Raw genomic sequence first — 18,718 nt, forward strand, 5'->3', positions numbered from 1 at the left:
GGTCAGTATTCGGAAGGCAGCAACAGTGTGGTCACGCTGCGATCCGCTTCGGTGATGATCCAGAGCCTGGGCTCGTCGTCGAGGTGTGTGTCGTAGGCGGAGAACAAGCGGTCGCCATACTGCAGCGCCTGTTCGTTGCTTTGCCGGTCTTCGTCGGGCAGTTCCCCCCAGTCACCCTGGGCGTGCCGACGGATAAAGGGCATCGGATTGAGAAGACCTTCCTCCACCAGCTGGTGAACGGAAGATGTGGAAACGAGTTGGCCAAGAGCGAATCGTGGCGATATGACGGGTGGAGGTGGTTCTGGCGCGTCAGGGACATTGGGCGCAGCCGTCTGTGCAGGCGCTGAGCTGATTGTCAAAACGCTTCCCCGGGTTGCCGAACCTGGCGTCATGTCCCATGCCCGGATCACCGGCACAAAACGATCAGTCAGGATCCGCACCTCAACGACATTGCCCTGTTCATCTTCAGTGAACTCGGTTTTGTGCGCTTTCTCTTTGTAAGTGTTGCCTTTGAGGACCAGAACACGCCCTGATTTCGAGGTCACGACGCCTGAGATAGCCCCCGCCGCCAGAGCAAGGGCCAGGTGCCATTGAGACAGCGCTTTGACGGGGGGGCGCTGAGCAACGCCGTTGCGGCCGAAGTGCAACGAAAACTCCGACCACAAGCCACTCAACCTGCCGATCTCCATCGCAAATTGCTCTGGTTCAAGCGTTACCCGGTAAAAGTGCTGAATCTCGTTGCCGGCTGGTAGAACCGCATATGGCTCTCCCATCCATGTCTCGGGAATGTCTGGCGCTGCAACAGCACCACTGCCAATTGCGCGCAAGTGGTTACGCATGTGCGTGACTTCGCTCGAGCGGCCTAGATCCTGTCGGCGTATGCGAATGCCGAAGATCACCATTTGTTTGAACTGGTGATCAACAGCCGCAAATATCTGCAGGTGTGTGAAGTGGTTGCAGAGCCAGCCGCAGAGCTCATCGTCCAGTACATAACTTGGCACCAGAAGCACGAGCACGCCGCCGTATTGCAGCAATGGAATACAGCGCTGATAGAAAAGTTTCTCCAGTCGCCGCCGACCGGTTCCCTGGTACTGAGATGCTCCGCTATGGTCGGCCACCAGGTCGCCATAGGGTGGATTCAACCAGAGCAAACCAAAGGACTGGCGGGAGATCATCGTGTCCATGAGGTCGCTGTGTAGTACCTGGTCCAGCAGCGTTCGTGAGTGTTGCGCACGATCCCGGTCATATTCGACTGCGTATGACTGGACGTGCTCGCGACCAAGCGCGTGAGCGACTTCTGCCAGGGCAGTGCCTTCGCCCGAGCAAGGGTCAAGAATACGCATGGTCCCAGACGTTGAAGGCGTCAGGGCCTGCAATGTCCTCTCCAGGGTCTGTTCATCGGTAGGGTAGTAGCCATTTTTGGCAAAGTTGTGCGCCAGGCGCGAAAACATCAGGGCCATTATGTGAATCTCCAGGAAGACGGATGACGGGCAGCGATGCTGCCCGCGGTGGTGGGGATGGTTTATGTCAGTGATGCAGTCGTCAGGCTGTCGTCGCGGATCAAGTTGCCCAGAGCGGGTTCCAGTGCGTCGATATCGATAGCGAGTCGCCATGCGCAGACGTTGCCCAATACCCCGGAGAGGGGTTGAAGCATCTGCAGCGAGATAAGAAGGTCCATCACCGGCCTCTGCCAATGCGTCAGCAGGGGTAGGGGGCAGGTGGCGATGACCAGCGGCCAAAGCTTGTGGTGAACATCACCGTCCTGTCCCATCAGGGCAAAGGCGAAGTAGTTCGCTACGTCAGGTTGGGTGCAACGCTTGTCGAATAGCCAGACATGCAACAGGCTGCCAAAGAGCGTGCCGGGGTATTGCCGTGTAGTCCGCTTTTCAAGCAGGTCGGTGTTGGGAAAAATCGTGAGGCGATGGCCTGCAATGGAAATGTGGAATTGGTCGATCCCGCCTTCAGATTTACCCAGCGTCAACCGAGCAAGGAACTCCTGCAGTACGGTGTCGCGACCCCAAGCCGATAGAAAGACCAGGTTGTGCTGTTCGTCATAAACGCATGCGTCCAGGTACAGGTCTGGAAACTCTTCCAGGGTAAATAGTTCGGCCATGGCCGCCTCCAGTGCTGATGAAGAGAGACGACCAGTGCCGAGGCGCTGGTCGCCCCGACGTGGATGAGAGTTATGCTGCAGGTTTAGATCCAGGCTGATTCCAGACCTGATTTCGGAAGTCCAGCTCGTAGCCGAGCTCGCCAAGACGCAAGCACTGCAGACGCAGTTTTTGCCGGTCGACGGTGAAGTCCAGTTTCACTTGATCGCCTAATGGCCAAACTGCGCCGAAGAGTTCGGTATCTGCGTCTACAGCAGGTTGTTGATGCGCCGCCGGCTTTGCCGGTGACATGCCGAAGGGGGCGTCCGAGTCCAAAGCGCTGGCTGGTTTAGGGGCTTTGGGCCTTGAGGGCGCGCGAGTAGTCGCCGCAGGTTCGTCGACAGGATCTGGCATCTGATGATCGATGGCTGCGTTGTCTTCAAAGGACAACTTCTCCACATCCTCCAGCGTCATGCTGTCCAGCCTTGCTCGAATCTCAACGACCAAACGACCGCCAGTTGTGTAGTAAGAAGGCCGTATCTCGATGATTGCAAAATCACCTCGGTACTTCCCTTCGGTGTATTGCTCCAGGAGAGCGTCCTTGATGACGAACTCGCCGATTGAGGTTGATAGTCGGCCGACATTGAAGTCTCCGTTGCGGCCGGTGATTGTACGAATGGCCAGGTGGCCGGGCAGGGTGATCATGCGTGCTCCTGAGGCTGTAAGGCGCACGTTGCCTCGTAAGGTCGAGGCCTTACAGGCAGTGATCAAAGGGCTGAAGAGTGCGGAGATACGGGACCTACGATTGAGAGTGTTGTAGCCGTGTGCAGCAGTGGCAGGTTTTCCAGTACCGGCGCGCTGGGATCGAATACCAAGAAGCGAACATCAGCCTGGCTCGCCAGAAACAGGACGTTCACCAAAGACTCTGGGAGTCCGAGGTTGAGCTGTTGCTGTCGAAGTTCAGCTGCTGTGATGTTTTCAGTCGGCAGAAGATTTTCATCAGTCCACGGCGTGTTGTAGAGCTTGCATCCGACACTGTCGCTGTCGGTCAGCAGGAAGCACTCGAAGTCCAGTCCGATTTGGGTACTTGACTCAGCAAAGCGTTGAAGGCGCTCAAATGCCCTGGGTGTGAGGTGAGAAGTACTGATCTCCCAAGAGCGGCTGTAGTGGCCAGTCTGGAACGACAACAGATCTATCAAGGCTTGAGCGCCTGCTGCGGTCGGAGTGTCACCAACATGAATGAGCTTGCCGTCGTCAACGGCTCGAACTTCATACAGCACGTCTCTGACCTGGCCATTGCTCTGGCACTGTTCACTCAGTTCCTCGGGAACCGATTGCCCTTCAAGGATCAGAGTGAAGTTGTCGCAGAACACGCAGGGGAACAACTGGATTTCGTGATCTTGCAGATGCTCTTGCGATGCATGCAAGGTTTGATAGCTGGGTGGGCAGTCGTCGGCGTAAGTGACCAGCAGGACGCGCCGGTAGCTCAATTGGGTGTAGCCGCGGGTGAATGGGTTTGTGCTGGCTTTCATGATCTCTCCGGTTTCAGAGAGGGGACAAGCCCTCGGGGGCGTTGCCCCCGAGTAGGAAGTGGATGGTTCAGATTATCTGAAGGTGTAGTTGCGCAATTCGCGCATCAAATTGATCACGATACGGGTAGCTACGACGATGGAAGCGAAAGTTGCAACCATGCCGGCGTGGTAAATCACGTGGTTCGAAGTACCGCTGCCAATCTCGTAGAGCGTGATCGACAGGACAAAAAAACCAACATAGAGGGTAAAAAGTTTCATGTGATATGTACCTAATCAGTGGGCAGGTTTGAGTAGTTGGAGACTTGGATTGAAAAGTGGCTGGGCGCGAGGCGGGATCCACTGCACTCTGGATGCAGCGACTAGGCCTGAGAAAATCAGCGCTCCCGATGCGTCATGCACGGATACCCCCTGGCAGCAGAACCCTAATGCCATTTGGTTGTAGTGAAAGATGCCGGTAGCGATGGCTGCTTCGGCTGCAGCAACTGCATCTGAAAGCAAGCTGAAGGGCTGGTTGGATATAGACCCTTCAGCGCTTTCGCAATGAACGCCAAAGTCAGGAGCCGCATGTTCGTACTGCGCTTGGCCGTGGATAGTCACGGTGTAAGCAGGAGCATTCATGGTGGTTGCCTCAAAGAGTCAGGGGCACCATTTCCCGCGGGGGAATGATTCCCCGTATGGGTTTCGCGATAGAAAAAAGGCGCCGGGAGGGCGCCTTGAGTTGATTACTTAAGCAGCTTGACGCCGAGCGGCGCGCTTTGCTTTTGCAGAATCATCAACTGGTTCAGGCTTCGAATCCGCAACAGCTTCAGATTCGTTGACTGGTTCAGCATCAGCAGGCGGTACTGGCTGGCTTTCACCGACGATGGAAGTAGGGGCTTCTTCACGCGGTTTGGCTTCATAGACAGTGACACCGTCTACTTTGATCCAGCTGATGAACAGCAAACGACCTTTCAGACTCACGCCTGATTGACCTGCTTTATCGCCTTTGGTGTAAGTGAAGATGTCGGGCCAAACGTCACCGATACGGAAGGACACGAGGACCTTCTTTTCGTTGTCGACAGCTTCTTTGCAGCGGCGAATCAGCATTTCAGCCTCAGCGCCGACGACATTGCAGTCGATGTATTGGTATTCGACATCGTCAGATTTGCCTTTCAACGCGGCAATGGTGACGGCCATGAAAGGAATGCTTTTTTTACCTTTGGGCGTCACCTCACGGATGCGGTTGAGATAACCGATACCAGTGGTGTGCAGGTCAAAGTATTTGGCTTCAGTAGAATTGCTCATAGTGATTCTCCAGTTTCGAAAAAACAGAAAGCGGAGAAAAACTTCGCCCGTGGGGGAAAGTATTCCCCGCGTGGGTGGTAGAGCGAAAGGTTGTGCAAAAGCACGAATGTTGAACTGTGCATTCATCAATCGGAAAAACCGACTGACTGTTCGCGCCTCCGAATGCTGTGGCGAACTTCGGGAAGGGATCTATGCGTGGGAACGCATCGTAGTCATGAGATCCAGACTACCTCGGGCATGTGGCTGACAACGTCAGCGGAACATGGCTTAAGAATGAGAAAGGCAGGTAGGGTTTGTCAATCCCCGTGAGAAAGAAAAAAGCCCCTGTCAGGGGCTAGTGTGAAAGGTGAGCTCAATCCTCATCGTCGGTAGTTTCGTACCAGCCACCGCCATTGATGGATGCACTCCAGCCCTCATTCCAAGCCAGATTGAGGGCCGGAACGTTTTGGAAGAGCGCCGGAACGCCCGGTTGATTGGCGAGCTGAGCGGCTTTACCAGCGATGTGGGCCAGAATTTCAGATTCAAATCCATTGATCTCGTCACCGACGATTTGCGCTTTTTCAAAGGCGACTCGGACATCGAGAATCTGGCTGATTTTTGCGAGCGCGCATGTGAAACGCGCATTGGCGCGTGCTTCGATGTGTGATGGGTTGCTGAGCGACATGATGAATCTCCAGTTCGAATAGTGATGAACGGAGACACCGACCCCAGGGGGAAGGTATTCCCCGTGGGTGGTTGAGTAGGAAGAGTTTCATACGCTGGTCTAAGAAATCGGACCGAATGGCTACGCTGTGTTAACGGATCAATCCATGCTTGGAGCACCAACGTTTGACGTTGGGCCATTCAGCCCAGATTGCCATACTGGAGCAGGCCACAAGGACTCCTCCCAGGATGATCAGACCGAAAGTGTTCTGGCTCATATCATTCCTCGCGTGTGAGATAGACGCCGATAGCCCAAGTTAATACACCCAGGACAAAGGCACAACCGGTCAGCAACCGGTGGTCACTGAGAAAAATACCGACCATGGCGGCGGCAATCGCTGTTGTACCAATTTTGCGTAGATCTTCAGCGATTGCTGCATGTTGGACTGTGTTCATAGGATCCCCTGCTAGCGTTCGACGTCGGGAAACCTTCCTGTCAGGAGGGTTCCCGACAGGTAGATGGAGTGAAACCGCAGGGGTTAGGCGATCAGCTCATCGAGCGAACCAAGGGAGGGCTGCTCGATCACCGCGTGATTCGACTCGTCCGGTTTAGGGGCAGAGACTTTGCGCGGCTTACGCTTTTTCGCAGCAGGTTGAGGTTCTGGTTGGCACTCACGAACGTTTTGATTGAACCAGTCGTTGAGATTGACTTTATCAAAGCGAACGATCGCAGGGACCTGGCACATTTCCTCGAGTTCAGCAGCGCTGGAGGCCGACGACTGTGTAGGGAAGGCTCGAACGGTATTTGCCTTGATTGGCAGGGTTGGCCGTCCAGTAGTGCGAGTTGCACGGAAGATTTCACGTACAGCAGTGCCGACGGAATAGCCGAAGCGGAAGCTAGATGCGCTCATGGTGTTTCTCCTGGAATGAAATGCGGAGAAACACAGCCCGGGACGGGGAGTGATCCCCGCTGGGTGAGTTGAAGCGATGAGTGTGCATTCATTAATCGGGATTAGCCGATCAACCGTTCGCGCCTCCGAATGCTGTGGCGAACTATGGGTCGGATCTGTGCGAAAACGCACCGCAATCATGAGATCCAGATTGCCCGGGCATGTGGCTGACAACGTCAGCGGAACATGGCCTAAGAATGTGAAACAGAGATTTTTTTGTCAAGCAGAAGGGCTGGTGCAGGCGGGGCATGTTGCGGGGAGGGTAGGAGAAGTCTGCCGAGGGCGATTAACCTCAATCGCACCCGGCCGACGTGATACAGCGAAACTGAGAAAGATGCCACCTGTGAGCGAGAGCTCGCGTTGCGTGGGTCCCTGGGCATTGACCATACGCTACGGTTCACCGACTTCACCTGGCCCGTTGTCGTGGCTGGGGCCAGTAATCAAAAGGCACGCATTCGCGCACAAAAGGCACCCGTTTTTTCACCGGCGGGCTCCGGCAATGAAAAACAAACCCCGAAGGGTAGCCTGGTCATTCAGAGGACTAAATGACCAGGCTACCGCTCGAAGGTTTTTTCAGAAGAAAGCGGACCGCAGCACCTGTGCGGTCCTATGACAAGTATGCACCGAACCTTCTGTGAACTCTGTGTGCCTTTGAACCCGTTTTCACGAGTTAGACGGCTGCGTGTCTGCGAAGGACAGGGAGACACAGGGAGAATTCACGCAAAAATCCACACGCCCTTCCCGATGCTAAGCGTGTTCTGGGTTTGGCGTCTGTAAGCAAGGCCTACGACTCCAGGGCGTCACTGATGACCGTCAGTAACCAGCGGGGTGTAACTGATGTTGGCGGCATTGTGGCATATCGCGTAACTCCCTGCCAGATGGGCTCTCAGAACAGTTTCATGTCCGGGTTGTTCGAGCTTTGGACGTCTTGGAAGTGTTTTTCTTTAGCGCCTCGATGTTCACCGATCCCTTGCACGCAGGGTAGATACTGCAAGCCCAGAAGTCTCCGCTCTTGCCATGACGATGTGTCGTCTTCGAGGAGCACAGCGGACACAGAGGGCCTTCGGGCACTCTGATGGCCAGCGTCGTGCCACGGTACTGCTGGATAAGCTTCGTGATCCAGGTTGACTGCTTTTCGATGAATCCATCGACGGTCAGTGTGCCGGCCTCGATCATACTCAACGCCTGTTCCCAGATCGCGGTTGTACCCGGATCGGCCAGTGCCGACGGCACGGCGTCGATCAATGATGTGCCGCTTTCGGAGGCGCGCAGTGACTTGCCTTTCTTTTCCAGATGACCTCGGTCGATCAATCCCTGAATGATACTTGCCCGGGTTGCTTCAGTGCCGATGCCGGTGGTCTCTTTGAGCTTTTGTGCCAGTCGCGGATCTGTCACGTACTTGGCAACCTGCTTCATAGCCTTGACCAGGTCGCCCTCGGTGTAAGGCTTTGGAGGTTGGGTTTTCAGCGCCTTGAGTTCCGAACCCTGCACCTGGCACCGGGAAGCATTTTGCAGCGGAGGCAGTACTTGAGAGCGTGACTTACCCTCTTTGCCCTCTTCATCATCCGAGCTTGTGATCAGGGATCGCCAGCCAATCACAGCGATGCTTTTGCCGACGGCTTGCAGGGTCAGCCCCTCACAATCGAATTCAGCAGATGTCCTGTCGTACTCATGATTGGGGAGGAACTGTGCCAGATAATGCATTCTGATTAGCTCGTAAACGGCTCGCTCTTTGTCCGACATTGCAGAGAGATTCGGCGTTTCAGTCGTCGGTATGATGCCGTGGTGAGCAACAACTTCTTTGTCATTCCAGGCTCTGGAGCGCAGCGCAGGATTTAGCGACTGCAGTACTGGTCCAAGTGCCGGGTCACTTCGGCGCAGCGCGGCGAGCACCGCGGGAACGTCGGAAAACATGTTTTCAGGCAAATAGCCGGTGTCGGTGCGTGGATAGGTCGTAGCTTTGTGCGTCTCATAGAGCGCCTGGGCGATGTTCAACGTTTCCTGAACCCCGAATCCGAATTTGCTCGAGCATGCTTCCTGAAGCGAGCTGAGTGCAAATGGCAGGGGAGGGGGTTCACGTTTTCGCTCGGTTTCTACTGTGATTGCGATGGCGGTTTTGCCAGCCGTGAGCCGCTGCTGAGCTGCCACAGCTTGGCGCTGGTCGACGCAGCGACCTTCATCGTCCACGACGGTTTGATCTGGTATCCAGTCAGCGCTGAAGACCTGTCCGTTTGCATGCAACTGAACAGATACGTTCCAGAAGGGGGCAGGCACGAATGACGCTATTGACCGGTCACGCTGCACCACGAGCCACAGCGTCGGAGTCTGGACACGGCCCACTGAAAGCACGCCACTGAAACCAACTTGGCGGGCCAGCAGCGTGAACAGGCGGGTGAAGTTCATGCCGATCAGCCAATCGGCACGGGAGCGAGCCAGGGCTGAGTGATAGAGCGGCCGAGTCTCGGCATCGGTCTTCAGGCTGGACAGAGCCTGGCGTATGGATGCGTCGTTCAGGGCTGACAGCCAGAGGCGCTCAATCGGGCCACGGTATCCGCAGAACTCGACCAGCTCACGCGCGATCATTTCACCTTCGCGGTCTGCGTCTGTGGCGATCACCAGATGCTTGGCCTCTTTGAGCAACTTTTTCACGACCTTGAACTGACTGGAAGTTTTAGGTTTTACCACCACCTGCCAAGATACCGGCAGGATGGGCAGTGTTTCCAAGGTCCACGTTTTGAAGTGATCGCCATAGGCTTCTGGAGGCGCAGTTTCGAGGAGGTGGCCAATGCCCCAAGTGACGGTAACGCCACTTCCGATGAAACAGCCATCGCCGCGCTGCGTGGCTCCTAAGACTTTTGCAATGTCTTTGCCCTGACTGGGCTTTTCGCACAAGAAGAGGCGCATTCGATTCTCCAATGATTCAACAGTGAGCTGTTGGGAGAACCGTCGCATGGCGATCTGGAACGTGCCTCAGTTAACCGTTACTGAGATACGGTAGGGTTATGCTTGGAGGAGGGCTGACTTGTTAAGCCAAAAATGAAAAGGGCTTCTCTCGAACACATTCGAAGAGAAACCCTGACATTGACGCGGCTGGAGGATGAAGCATAAGTCTTCAGGCTGCGAGTCCGAATGCGTCATAGGCTGTTGAGTGACTTGCAGTACCTGTTAGTTCGACAGCCGTTGAAACAGTCGCGTCCTGGGCTGACGCGGTTACCGGGGCATCGGTCCAACTGGCCATCACTGCGTCAAGTGCATGCGGTGAAGCAGCAGTGCCATATTTTTGAATGATCGCATTGATTGCAGCAGTTGCTGAAGCAGCGTCAGATACGTTCTGGATGACTGCATGCAGATCGATACCTGGTGCGCCTGGTCCAGACACATGCGCCTGGGCTGCGTACTTCGACACTGCGATACGTGCTTGCAGGAAATCGCTGTCACCCGCGTTGTTGATAGCGTCGCCGACGAACTTCGCAACGAAGGTGCCACGGTCGACCGCGCCTGTAGCCAGCTTGTCGTTCCAGTACGAGACGCCAGCTGCATCGCCAGTGCGCCCGAGAATGTTCTGGTAGGCAAAGTTGACGTATGCGCTGTCACCCAAAGAAGTACCGGCTTCGCCGTTGCCCTTGCCATCAATGTACATCTGTTTGCTGATAACAGCGTATGCGGTGGTTTGATCTGTGCCATAGCCCAGTTCAACGTTCAGCTTGTTCGCCCAATATACGAGGCCGTTGTACTCAGGTGCCCGGCTGAAGGAAGAATCATATAGGGCCACGACGAAGTCTTGCTGCGCTGAGGTGACGCCAGGAACGTGAAGGCCGGAATCAGGGTAGGTAGCAGTCAGGCCTTCTGTTGTTGCAGCTTTGATTACGTCGGCCAGTGTTGGGGCGGTGTTGGTGGTGCCCAGCTTGGCCAAGCCGAATGTGAAGTTTTCTTTGCTGATTTGCCCAGCATCAAGCGCGGCAATCATTGCGGTCTTATCTGCCGCCGAACCATTCGGGTACAGGAAGTTGACCACCATGCTCGATGGAAGGCTTTCCACAAACTTGGTTGCTTGGCCTACCCCTAAAGTTGCTGTGTAGCCAGGAAACAATGAGGGGTTGGAATAAGCCGCAAAGAACAGTATATCGGCTGTCATTTCTTTAACGTTTTGTTCTGGTGTGTCACCAATTTGCGCATTCAAATCCATTGTAGAGTAAAGGAATGAATGGTTGCCGGTATTATAGCTGTCGCTGGCAGCGTAATACTTAGTAGTTGCCGCCGCCACAATAGCTTTAGCTTGGTCAAGGGTCAGGGTGCTCATCATCGAAATCCTTTTAGCGCATGAGAAAATGGATGGATTGTAACTAGGTTATTCAACGGTTACAACGCATTGATTGCCCGAATATAGGACATATTCTGCTTGAGATGTCGGACCAAACCTTTCATTCGCAGCCAACTGACAAAGATGGTTGGCTGCTGCAATACCCGCAGCAGTTTTTTCACCGTCAGAGTCCGCAGCATCATTAATAGCTGGGGATGTAGCCTCGTTATAAGCTTTCACATAAGTGGCCAAGTCCGGAACCCCTGGGTTCGGTGCCCAATATTGATAGGCATAGGTATTTACGTAGCTAACCCAATTTTTGTACCCGCTTGCCTCGGGGCAGCGTCCGCCTTCCCAAGAGCGATATTGACTAATAATCTGGTTTCTGATCGCAATAGGCGTATCAGCGGGGGCTGTGTAGTAGTCTGGCGAACTCCCATCACAAATCATCGCTGTAATGATTCGGTACGTCGTACCCACTGGCGCAGAGCCACCGCCAGTCCCACCACCGCCACCGCTATCAGGCGGCGGGTCAGCAACGCAGCTGTTAGACGTGCTATAGCATCCTCCCCAGTTAGTAGGGCCGTTGTAGCTAATTTTTTCCTGACCAGACGGCGGTATCGTCCAGCCATACACACCATAACTACCGTCACGGCTGGAGGTACAGGACCCCGAGGTCCCTGAGCCGCACGAGCAGTTGCAGCTCTCGCTCACGTTCACAGTCCTGAGCAGCACTTCAGTGGTGCAGCGCCCTTGCCCCGTGTCCCAATACTGCCCTGACGGGCATCCACCGGTACTACTGGATGAACCAACAATAATGTTGATGTTTTTCAAGTCGGAGTCCAAGTGGATGTCCGCCTTGTTCGCATCCAGCGCAAATGCAGATTGGCATGCCGCGACGAACAGCATTACAGCAAGAAAACGTAATAAATTTGAAAAAGAGCGAAGCCATACCATGAGTGTTGATACTCCAACATGAGTTATAGACACATGATTGGCTTGCTTGGCTTCAAGATAAGTCAGATAAAGTGACTTGTCAATAGGTTCACGATACCTTCAGTTTTCAGTAGTGGTCCCCAAGAGTCGATCCTAAAAACAGAATCGTCTCTTTCGATCTGGGTCAGGAACTGAGAGTTAAGCGCCTTCACATAGTCATCTATAAGAGCTCGATGAAGCCCCGTGAGCTGAGAGATAGATGTAACGGTGGGACGCTCCAGGTAGTCGATCGCGGCCAAGGTCACCAATAATCTACCGGCGTGCCCCTTTGGAAGCTGTGGCACGCCGTGTTCGTTTTTTTCGTAATCCGCGTACTTCATTGTTGCGCTCGCACTCACTAATGACTCGCCATGATGGCGTTTCACGAGCGATACCTGCAACCAACGATCACCAGCGCACGAGCATTTGGATCAGCAGGTGTGATGTTCACAATCCCTGAGTCGACCGACACGCCCTGCGCGGTTCGGATCGAGCTATCCGGCATCGAGGTGACGGTGCCGTTGAAGCTTCCAGTGACGTTGACGGCCCCTGACTGGTTCACATAGCCGCTACCGGCGACACTGCCAGCCAGGTTGCCCCGAACATTGATATCAGTACCTGTCATTGTCGCGTCGAGCTTGACCAGCGATGCGTAACTGAACGGCTCCATATTCGTTCCTGGGCAAACCGGCGCCGCTACAGCTGCACCATTGGCCAGGACCTGAGTACCTAGCACGGTATGGTTGGTGTATTCAAACCAGCTTCCATCCATGCACATCACTGGTGAACTGCGATTGCTGGTTGCGTACTGGCCTTCGACGGTACATGCGCTATTGGGCTGAACATTGGTGTTGAGCAACAAACCTGTGTTGGAGGAGATTTGCCCTTCAACCGACAGGGTGTTATTGAGATTGACCGGTCGAATGTCACCCATGCGCACATAGCCGTAATGATCGACATCGTTCAGCGATGCAATGACGACTGCATGTCCAGGACTGTTGGCTGGGAGATCCAGATCTGAGGTCGGGCGGTTGAACAGGTTGCCCCGGATCTTGTCGGCTGACATCGTGTTGCTGCCACCATAGCCCCCGGCTGCCATGACAACGTCGCCGGCCAGGGTTCCGTCGACCACCAGGCCCGCAGGTGCAGCAGGGCACGTTTGGGTATCGACCACACCGACTGGCCTGGCCGCGCTGATCGGCCAACAGGTGTAAACGAACGCTTTAGTTTCACAGCCAAAACCAGGGCAGTCGGCGGTGTTCCTAAAAAACTTGATATGCACTGACCGTCCAAGCGGTGGTGTGCCTGGGAAGTCGGCGCCCAGTAAGCCTGCGTCTTTCAAGTCCTTGACCGAGATCGTGACGGAGTCACCTGTGAACGCAACCCACGCCGGCGCCGTGGGGTAAGTATTAGGTGGCGCCTTGCTGATATCAGTCAGGCTAAACGCCGCTTCGTACCGTTCCAGGGACACAATGACTGCGCTGCGCACGGCGATCATGTATTTGCCGGTCGACACGGCCCCGGCACTCTCAATGTCGCGAGCGAGTCGGCCTGCCAATGCTGTGGCCAGCAATGTCGATATCAACACAGCGACGAGCACTGATAGCAGCCCAAATCCCTGTTGGGAGCGTCTTCCCGGTGAGAAGGCCATGGACACCGACCTCATCAACGGATGGTTAAAACAATTTCGTTGGTGTCGCCATCCGTGCAGGCATCACCGGCCTTGGCAGAGGTGTAGTCCGTCGTTGAGTTGTTGCTTGCGTCAACGTCCTTCACCGTTTTGCCATTGATCTTGATCGTCTGCGCGGCTTTCTGCATGGTCGAAGGGAAACCAGGGCATGCGTAAGAGCTCATATCAGCAAAGGTCCAAGAGGCGGTATCGCCGGTTTCGCTGACGGTGACGGTCCCATTGTTGCCACCGCCGAGACCGTGAAGGACCACGCCAGTCGAAGTGTTTGCCTTCAAGGCGCCGTCTTTGATATCCCGAGCGAAGCTCTTTTGGGTCAAACCCTCATAAGGCGTAACACCTTCGGTTTGAGCATGAATTTTCACGCCGCCCATGTAGCGCTGCATCTCTTCGGCAACAGGGCTGATGGATGACTGCACGATGTAGCGGTTGTAGGCAGGGATCCCGATCACCGCGATAAGGGTACTGATCAGAATCGCAAAAACAATATTGGTTAATGACATGAATGAGCTCCAGGGTTCGTTAGTAAAAGAGGTTTTGTTGTGCGGCTGACAGTCCGTCGAGGGCTGCGTAAACCCACAGCATCAGTCCTACTGCAGCACCGATCACAACGACGATGAGTACCCAACTGAGTGCCAGGCTCTGCAGCGTCAGCTTCTTGATGATCCGTTCCTCCAACCTGGTCTTAACGACCATCAGTGCGTCCTGCAGACCCCGTGAATCGATAAGGACCTGCAGATACCACTCGTTTTTGCTGTCGAGAGTGCCGGTTGTGAAGAGCAGAGCGTTGTCGGCGCCGGTGTCGACATAAGCGAGCATTTTTTCAAGGTGGTAGCGTTTCCAGCGCGATGCGCCGGGCAGCTGCATCGCGACGCTTTCGCGTAACCCCTTGGCGGCAGTTTTTTGATTGATCGCCGTAGCCAGGCTCGACAGGGTCCGAATGCTCTGGAAGTCGCGGTACATGCCCCAAATAAGGCCGTACTTGTCCAGCTTGAGACGTATGGGCCCCGTCAAGTTTCCCAATGACCAGTAACAGATACCCACCAGGATTAATGTGCAGAGAACGATCCACGGCCAGCCCGCCGCCACGAAGTCCGAAAAGCTGAATAGCCTGGCTGCTGTAATCGGCCAGTCTTCGGAGGGCACTAAAGAAAATGAGTCTTTGAGCTTGGGAATAATGAATCCCGGTGTGCACAAGACCATGGCCATCAGGATCGCCAATCCAATCGTTGACGCCAGCATGGTGGCAATCACAATGCCCAGCGCTTTGCGCTGCAGGTCAGTGTTCGCAGCCAGCTCGCGCAGAGACTCAATCAGGGCCTCTTCGTCACCTTGTTCCTGCGCTGTTGCAATGACCGAGACGTCCTGTGCAGGAAGCGTCTTGTTGAAAGTGCGGCCTAGATTCCCCCCTCGAGCGAACTGGTGCGCCCAGCGCTCTGACAGTCTGCCCAAGGGCGTGCCGGGGAAGCGATTGGCATCGTCCTGAAATATCCTCAGGAGCGATTTTGCGCCTTGGGTTCCCTCTATCATGTCCGCCAGGAACCGATAGTAGTCGGCCCGAAAAAATGAGAAGCGAATCGCGTCCCATCTCAGTTGCAGATCAAGCTTTTCAAAGCGTGTCCAAACGCTTCGTGCTTTCAAGGCCAGGGTATCAAGGCTCATCGGCTGTGCCTCTGTCTGGCACTCGCGTTCATCCGAAGGCGCTCAACTGACTCAAATGAGCTCGTCTTGACCTCAATGTCGCGAGGATCGAGCAAGCCTTGAAGCGCCTTGTACATGGCGCATTCCTGGACTGTCTTGTTGGTCATGTCAGGGTCGTTGATGGGGGACCGGTCCAGGTCTTCCAGGTGCTCTTGGAGGCCGATCATGTCCTTGTTCATCACGCAGCGCAGGATGTACCGGTCAAGGCTCGGCTCGAGCATTTCCATTACGACTTCCCGGCCTTGATAACCGTTGAGTTCGGGAATTTCCTTGTTCTGGCAGTGTGCGCATCCGGCCTGTTTCCTCACCTTGATCAGGCTGGTATCGATGCCATCGTAGATCCGGTGGATACGCTCGATGTAGCGCACCCAGTAGTCCTTGTCGCGGTGTTTACCAATGGCATCGACACCGCCGTTCTCGGCCAGCGAGTGCAGAGGCAGAGCACAGTGTTCACAGAGCCTGGGGAGCAGCGCCATAAATACCAGTAGCTTCAGTACACCTGGCGAAGCCAGCAAATCGTTAGGAACCCCAATCGATTTGGAGTAGAGGCGTTCCGGGATCTGCCAGGGCGACTGGGCGTGGACCGTTGAGTACAGGTTGGTCCCGCTATTCGCCAAGTCCTGCATCGCATCGCCGGTTTGAGTGTCGCGAATCTCGCCGAGCATCACATCGTTGGGTGCAGACCGGCGGATCGTTCTCAGGATTGCGGTGAAGTTCTTGCTGTCGTCTTCGGTCAGGCTACGGCGGATAGTGATCTGCAGTGCGTTGGGAATGCGATATTCCACCGGATCTTCGACGGTGATGATCTTCCTGGTACGGGGCAGCAGAGACATCAGCTTGGCCAGGAGTGTGGTCTTACCGGATCCCATCACGCCTGAAAGAAGAATTGCGCCTCCTTCAGCCCGCATCGCTCGGTCCAACATTTCGATGTGTGAGGGCAGGCAACCCATGTCCTCAAGTGACGTATCCGCAATGGATTTATGCGTATCGAGAATTCGAAGCGTCACTGACGGCCCGGCATCTGAGGCCAGCGATGCCCAGCGCGCGGAGATGAGATGATTATTGACAACCATCTCCAACGAGCACTGTTGTGCGGCGGTTTTTGAAAAGGTTGCGCCCTTACCGCCGTTCCCCCATTGCCAGGCAACAGAGAGGAGCTCGAACATCCGAGCGGTAGGCATTTTCCAGCGAGGCGGAGATACGTACAGGCCGTCGATGTGGAAGCTGATCTGCGATTCGGTTTCCTTGTTGCTCAGGTTTAGATGGACATCTGATGCCTTGTTGGAAAAAGCCCACTCGATCAATTCCTGAAACGCCGCGCGATAAGCGGTCATCTCTTTCTCAGGAATGCTGTCAGCTTCCCGGCCGGAGGCATCCTCTTCGACGATGGTCATCAGCAGTGAGTGCGTGACGGTATAAATCTGCACTTTTGCAGCTGAGCTTCGTTTAAGCAGCTCGACCTTACAGGCCTCACAGATGTCACTCTCCACGAACTGGCGAGTGGCGAGGATGACCCAGCGGCCCCCTTCAAGCTGAAACGGGCAGAGGTTGGCCGCATGTTGAGGGCCAACAATGTGCGGGAATGGCCGCAACACTTTCGTGCCCAATGCCGTGTGCAATTGCAGCGCATTGGAAAACTCCTCGGGGCCGACGTGAATGTCAGCTTCTCGGGGTTTTGCTCGTGTCTCAATATTCAACAGATTGCCGAGCGTCAGGGACGTAATGCTCATCGATTAACCCTCGCTGGCCATGCGCTTGATGCAGATGGTCTTGCTGTTCTTGGCATTAGCCAGGACAGCGCAGGGTGTCTTGAGCGACACCAAGGTGTATCCATCCACCACTGGGCCGCTGATCGGTGCCGAAAGGCCGGCCTGGAAGCGAACGCGATGACCATTGATGGAAACATCTGCCCGTAACTGCTGACCGAACCCAAAGATCCCTAGAAGGGCGAGCTGATCCTCAGGCGGCGTTTCAGGCGCCGGGTTTTCAGGGGTAGGCGAAGGCGCCGGCGTGGCTGATATAGGCGCCATGGACGGTTGCGGGGATGGAGCTGTTTTAGTCGTCGACGTTGCGTGCGGCTTCACCAGCGAGAGCAAATACCGCTGACGTTCATTGTTCTCCGCAGATTCAGCATCGAGGCGCAGCAGTTCATCAACGGTAGAAATGGCCAGCGCCTGACCATCCGTTTCAGCGTCCTGTGCTGTCGCATTCAGGCTTAAAGCCAGGCCGCAGATAAGTACGTATAGGGCTCTACTGCACATAGTATTCACCAGTAATTTCGCCATAGAAGGCGCTGCTACGCAGGTCCGGATGAGACTCGTTGAGGTCCACATCGAACTTCAGGCGTGTGATTCGGGTGTGTTCGTTGAGGGGAAACGCTGCCAGTGACCGCAACGGTCCCTTCATCGTGAAACCCATGACCTTGGGTAGGGCCATACCTGCCGGCAACTCAATGGCGGTTTGGTTGCCGCTTCCGTCCCGCAAAGTGGGTTGTGAGATCGAGGCCTGGGCTGAGGGTTTGACTTCAATCAGCGTGAAGGCCCTTTTAACCTTCTGGAGTCGGCTGACGTAGTCGATGCTGAACGTGGCCTGCTTGGGGACCGAGCCCAATGAGATCGTGTGTCGCGCACCCGGGGCCTGCCAGGAGGCCAGCACGGTGTCGAGATCAATCCACTGGATTTGCCAATCCGGGTGGTTGTGCAATGTCCATGTCAAAAAGGACTCGTTGGTTGCCAGAATTCCTCGCCGGAACATCACGCTGCACTTCCAGTTGCGCTGAGAGGGAGCGTCACACTGCACCGCCGGGTTCTTTCCTGACCCGGAAAGCTTCCATCCGCCTACATCACTTGGAATCGGCAAAACAGCTCTGAACAAGGCTGCGTAACCTTGGGTGCCGTCCACCAGCGTCTGCGCAGCCCAGCTGTTGAGAGCGTCGGACCATTCTTGGACAGCATCAACCTGAGGTGCAGTCGAATGAGCCCGGGCATAGTCGCGTACAAAACGGCTGCCCTGATCCCAGGCCAGATTTCCGACGACCAGAGCCAGTGCAATGATGCCGAGCATCTTCAAAGGCGTGGGAATGGCGTCCAGGCCGTAATGGACCACCTGCAGCTGGGTGCGCCCGTTGAGGTAGGACTGCACATCTGTATCTTCGAGGTCGCTAATCTGCGGGTAGCGCTTGCGCACGCTCTCGATCAGCTTTTCTGATTCATCCGGTGAACACAGCGTGTCAGTGCCTTTGATGACTGACCCATTGTGTGTTGCGATGACCCAGACCAATTCCGGACCGATCTGCATCACACCCAGGTAAGCCGAGGTCGGATGTTTCAGGGCAACGACCGCGCCGGCTGAATAAAGCGTGCGCTTTTCGGCTGGCATCTTGATCGTGCCTACCGAGCTTGAATGTTCGACTGCGGGGATCTGGTGGCTGGCCTTGAGGCGGCGCGCGTGGGCCAGCGATTGCTTATCCAGCTTTGTCCCGATCAAGGGTGCCCAGTCCATTCCGTAGACAACACCGCGCTCGCCTGGCATATCGCGAATGATGAACTCTTTCATCG

20 protein-coding genes are annotated in these 18,718 nt (G+C 55.3%); all 20 read right to left on the minus strand.

Annotation, left to right across the window (positions count from 1 at the left end):
* Positions 1 to 2: 2 nt before the first annotated feature.
* The 20 genes from ACCD02_RS12300 to ACCD02_RS12395 all read right to left on the minus strand — a co-directional run bounded on the left by ACCD02_RS12300 (position 3) and on the right by ACCD02_RS12395 (position 18,716).
* Entirely contained in the window at positions 3 to 1,460 is a 1,458-nt protein-coding gene (locus ACCD02_RS12300; protein WP_413301707.1) for a DUF6094 domain-containing protein, read from the minus strand.
* A 62-nt stretch (positions 1,461 to 1,522) separates the two neighbouring features.
* Positions 1,523 to 2,113: a hypothetical protein gene (locus ACCD02_RS12305; protein WP_413301709.1), complete on the minus strand. Its 591-nt coding sequence runs from the start codon at positions 2,111 to 2,113 to the stop codon at positions 1,523 to 1,525.
* Between the two features lie 70 nt (positions 2,114 to 2,183).
* The gene (locus ACCD02_RS12310; protein WP_413301711.1) at positions 2,184 to 2,795 is read right to left on the minus strand and encodes a DUF3275 family protein; all 612 of its coding nucleotides are present in this window, start codon (positions 2,793 to 2,795) and stop codon (positions 2,184 to 2,186) included.
* 62 nt (positions 2,796 to 2,857) lie between these two features.
* Positions 2,858 to 3,622, minus strand: a complete 765-nt coding sequence (locus tag ACCD02_RS12315; RefSeq protein WP_413301713.1) for an ABC transporter substrate-binding protein — start codon at positions 3,620 to 3,622, stop codon at positions 2,858 to 2,860.
* Between the two features lie 72 nt (positions 3,623 to 3,694).
* The gene (locus ACCD02_RS12320; RefSeq protein WP_413301715.1) at positions 3,695 to 3,880 is read right to left on the minus strand and encodes a hypothetical protein; all 186 of its coding nucleotides are present in this window, start codon (positions 3,878 to 3,880) and stop codon (positions 3,695 to 3,697) included.
* Between the two features lie 15 nt (positions 3,881 to 3,895).
* Positions 3,896 to 4,240, minus strand: a complete 345-nt coding sequence (locus ACCD02_RS12325; protein ID WP_413301717.1) for a hypothetical protein — start codon at positions 4,238 to 4,240, stop codon at positions 3,896 to 3,898.
* Between the two features lie 108 nt (positions 4,241 to 4,348).
* Positions 4,349 to 4,906, minus strand: coding sequence for an STY4534 family ICE replication protein (locus ACCD02_RS12330; RefSeq protein WP_413301719.1), 558 nt, complete (start codon positions 4,904 to 4,906; stop codon positions 4,349 to 4,351).
* Positions 4,907 to 5,258: 352 nt separating this feature from the next.
* The gene (locus tag ACCD02_RS12335) at positions 5,259 to 5,570 is read right to left on the minus strand and encodes a hypothetical protein (protein WP_413301721.1); all 312 of its coding nucleotides are present in this window, start codon (positions 5,568 to 5,570) and stop codon (positions 5,259 to 5,261) included.
* Between the two features lie 257 nt (positions 5,571 to 5,827).
* A complete protein-coding gene (locus tag ACCD02_RS12340) occupies positions 5,828 to 6,004 on the minus strand; it encodes a hypothetical protein (RefSeq protein WP_413301723.1) in 177 nt (58 codons plus the stop codon).
* Positions 6,005 to 6,087: 83 nt separating this feature from the next.
* Entirely contained in the window at positions 6,088 to 6,459 is a 372-nt protein-coding gene (locus tag ACCD02_RS12345) for a hypothetical protein (protein WP_413301725.1), read from the minus strand.
* Between the two features lie 936 nt (positions 6,460 to 7,395).
* Complete coding sequence (locus ACCD02_RS12350; RefSeq protein WP_413301727.1) at positions 7,396 to 9,402, minus strand: DNA topoisomerase III; 2,007 nt, start codon at positions 9,400 to 9,402, stop codon at positions 7,396 to 7,398.
* Between the two features lie 208 nt (positions 9,403 to 9,610).
* On the minus strand, positions 9,611 to 10,798 hold the full coding sequence (locus tag ACCD02_RS12355) for a DUF4214 domain-containing protein (RefSeq protein WP_413301729.1): 1,188 nt from the start codon (positions 10,796 to 10,798) through the stop codon (positions 9,611 to 9,613).
* Positions 10,799 to 10,846: 48 nt separating this feature from the next.
* Complete coding sequence (locus tag ACCD02_RS12360) at positions 10,847 to 11,755, minus strand: hypothetical protein (RefSeq protein WP_413301731.1); 909 nt, start codon at positions 11,753 to 11,755, stop codon at positions 10,847 to 10,849.
* Positions 11,756 to 11,817: 62 nt separating this feature from the next.
* Positions 11,818 to 12,159: a hypothetical protein gene (locus tag ACCD02_RS12365; protein ID WP_413301733.1), complete on the minus strand. Its 342-nt coding sequence runs from the start codon at positions 12,157 to 12,159 to the stop codon at positions 11,818 to 11,820.
* A complete protein-coding gene (locus ACCD02_RS12370) occupies positions 12,156 to 13,289 on the minus strand; it encodes a hypothetical protein (RefSeq protein WP_413301735.1) in 1,134 nt (377 codons plus the stop codon). The genes ACCD02_RS12365 and ACCD02_RS12370 overlap by 4 nt, the downstream gene beginning before the upstream one ends.
* A gap of 149 nt (positions 13,290 to 13,438) precedes the next feature.
* Positions 13,439 to 13,963, minus strand: a complete 525-nt coding sequence (locus ACCD02_RS12375; protein WP_413301737.1) for a type 4 pilus major pilin — start codon at positions 13,961 to 13,963, stop codon at positions 13,439 to 13,441.
* A 19-nt stretch (positions 13,964 to 13,982) separates the two neighbouring features.
* Positions 13,983 to 15,122 (minus strand): hypothetical protein, encoded by a 1,140-nt coding sequence (locus ACCD02_RS12380; RefSeq protein WP_413301739.1) that lies wholly within the window; start codon positions 15,120 to 15,122, stop codon positions 13,983 to 13,985.
* A complete protein-coding gene (locus ACCD02_RS12385) occupies positions 15,119 to 16,891 on the minus strand; it encodes a GspE/PulE family protein (RefSeq protein ID WP_413301741.1) in 1,773 nt (590 codons plus the stop codon). Before ACCD02_RS12385 ends, ACCD02_RS12380 begins: the two co-directional genes overlap by 4 nt.
* A 3-nt stretch (positions 16,892 to 16,894) precedes the next feature.
* On the minus strand, positions 16,895 to 17,446 hold the full coding sequence (locus ACCD02_RS12390) for a hypothetical protein (protein WP_413301743.1): 552 nt from the start codon (positions 17,444 to 17,446) through the stop codon (positions 16,895 to 16,897).
* On the minus strand, positions 17,412 to 18,716 hold the full coding sequence (locus ACCD02_RS12395; protein ID WP_413301745.1) for a hypothetical protein: 1,305 nt from the start codon (positions 18,714 to 18,716) through the stop codon (positions 17,412 to 17,414). Before ACCD02_RS12395 ends, ACCD02_RS12390 begins: the two co-directional genes overlap by 35 nt.
* Positions 18,717 to 18,718 lie beyond the last annotated feature (2 nt).

This window comes from Pseudomonas sp. Pseusp88, assembly GCF_047303955.1.
Taxonomy (GTDB): Bacteria; Pseudomonadota; Gammaproteobacteria; order Pseudomonadales; family Pseudomonadaceae; genus Aquipseudomonas.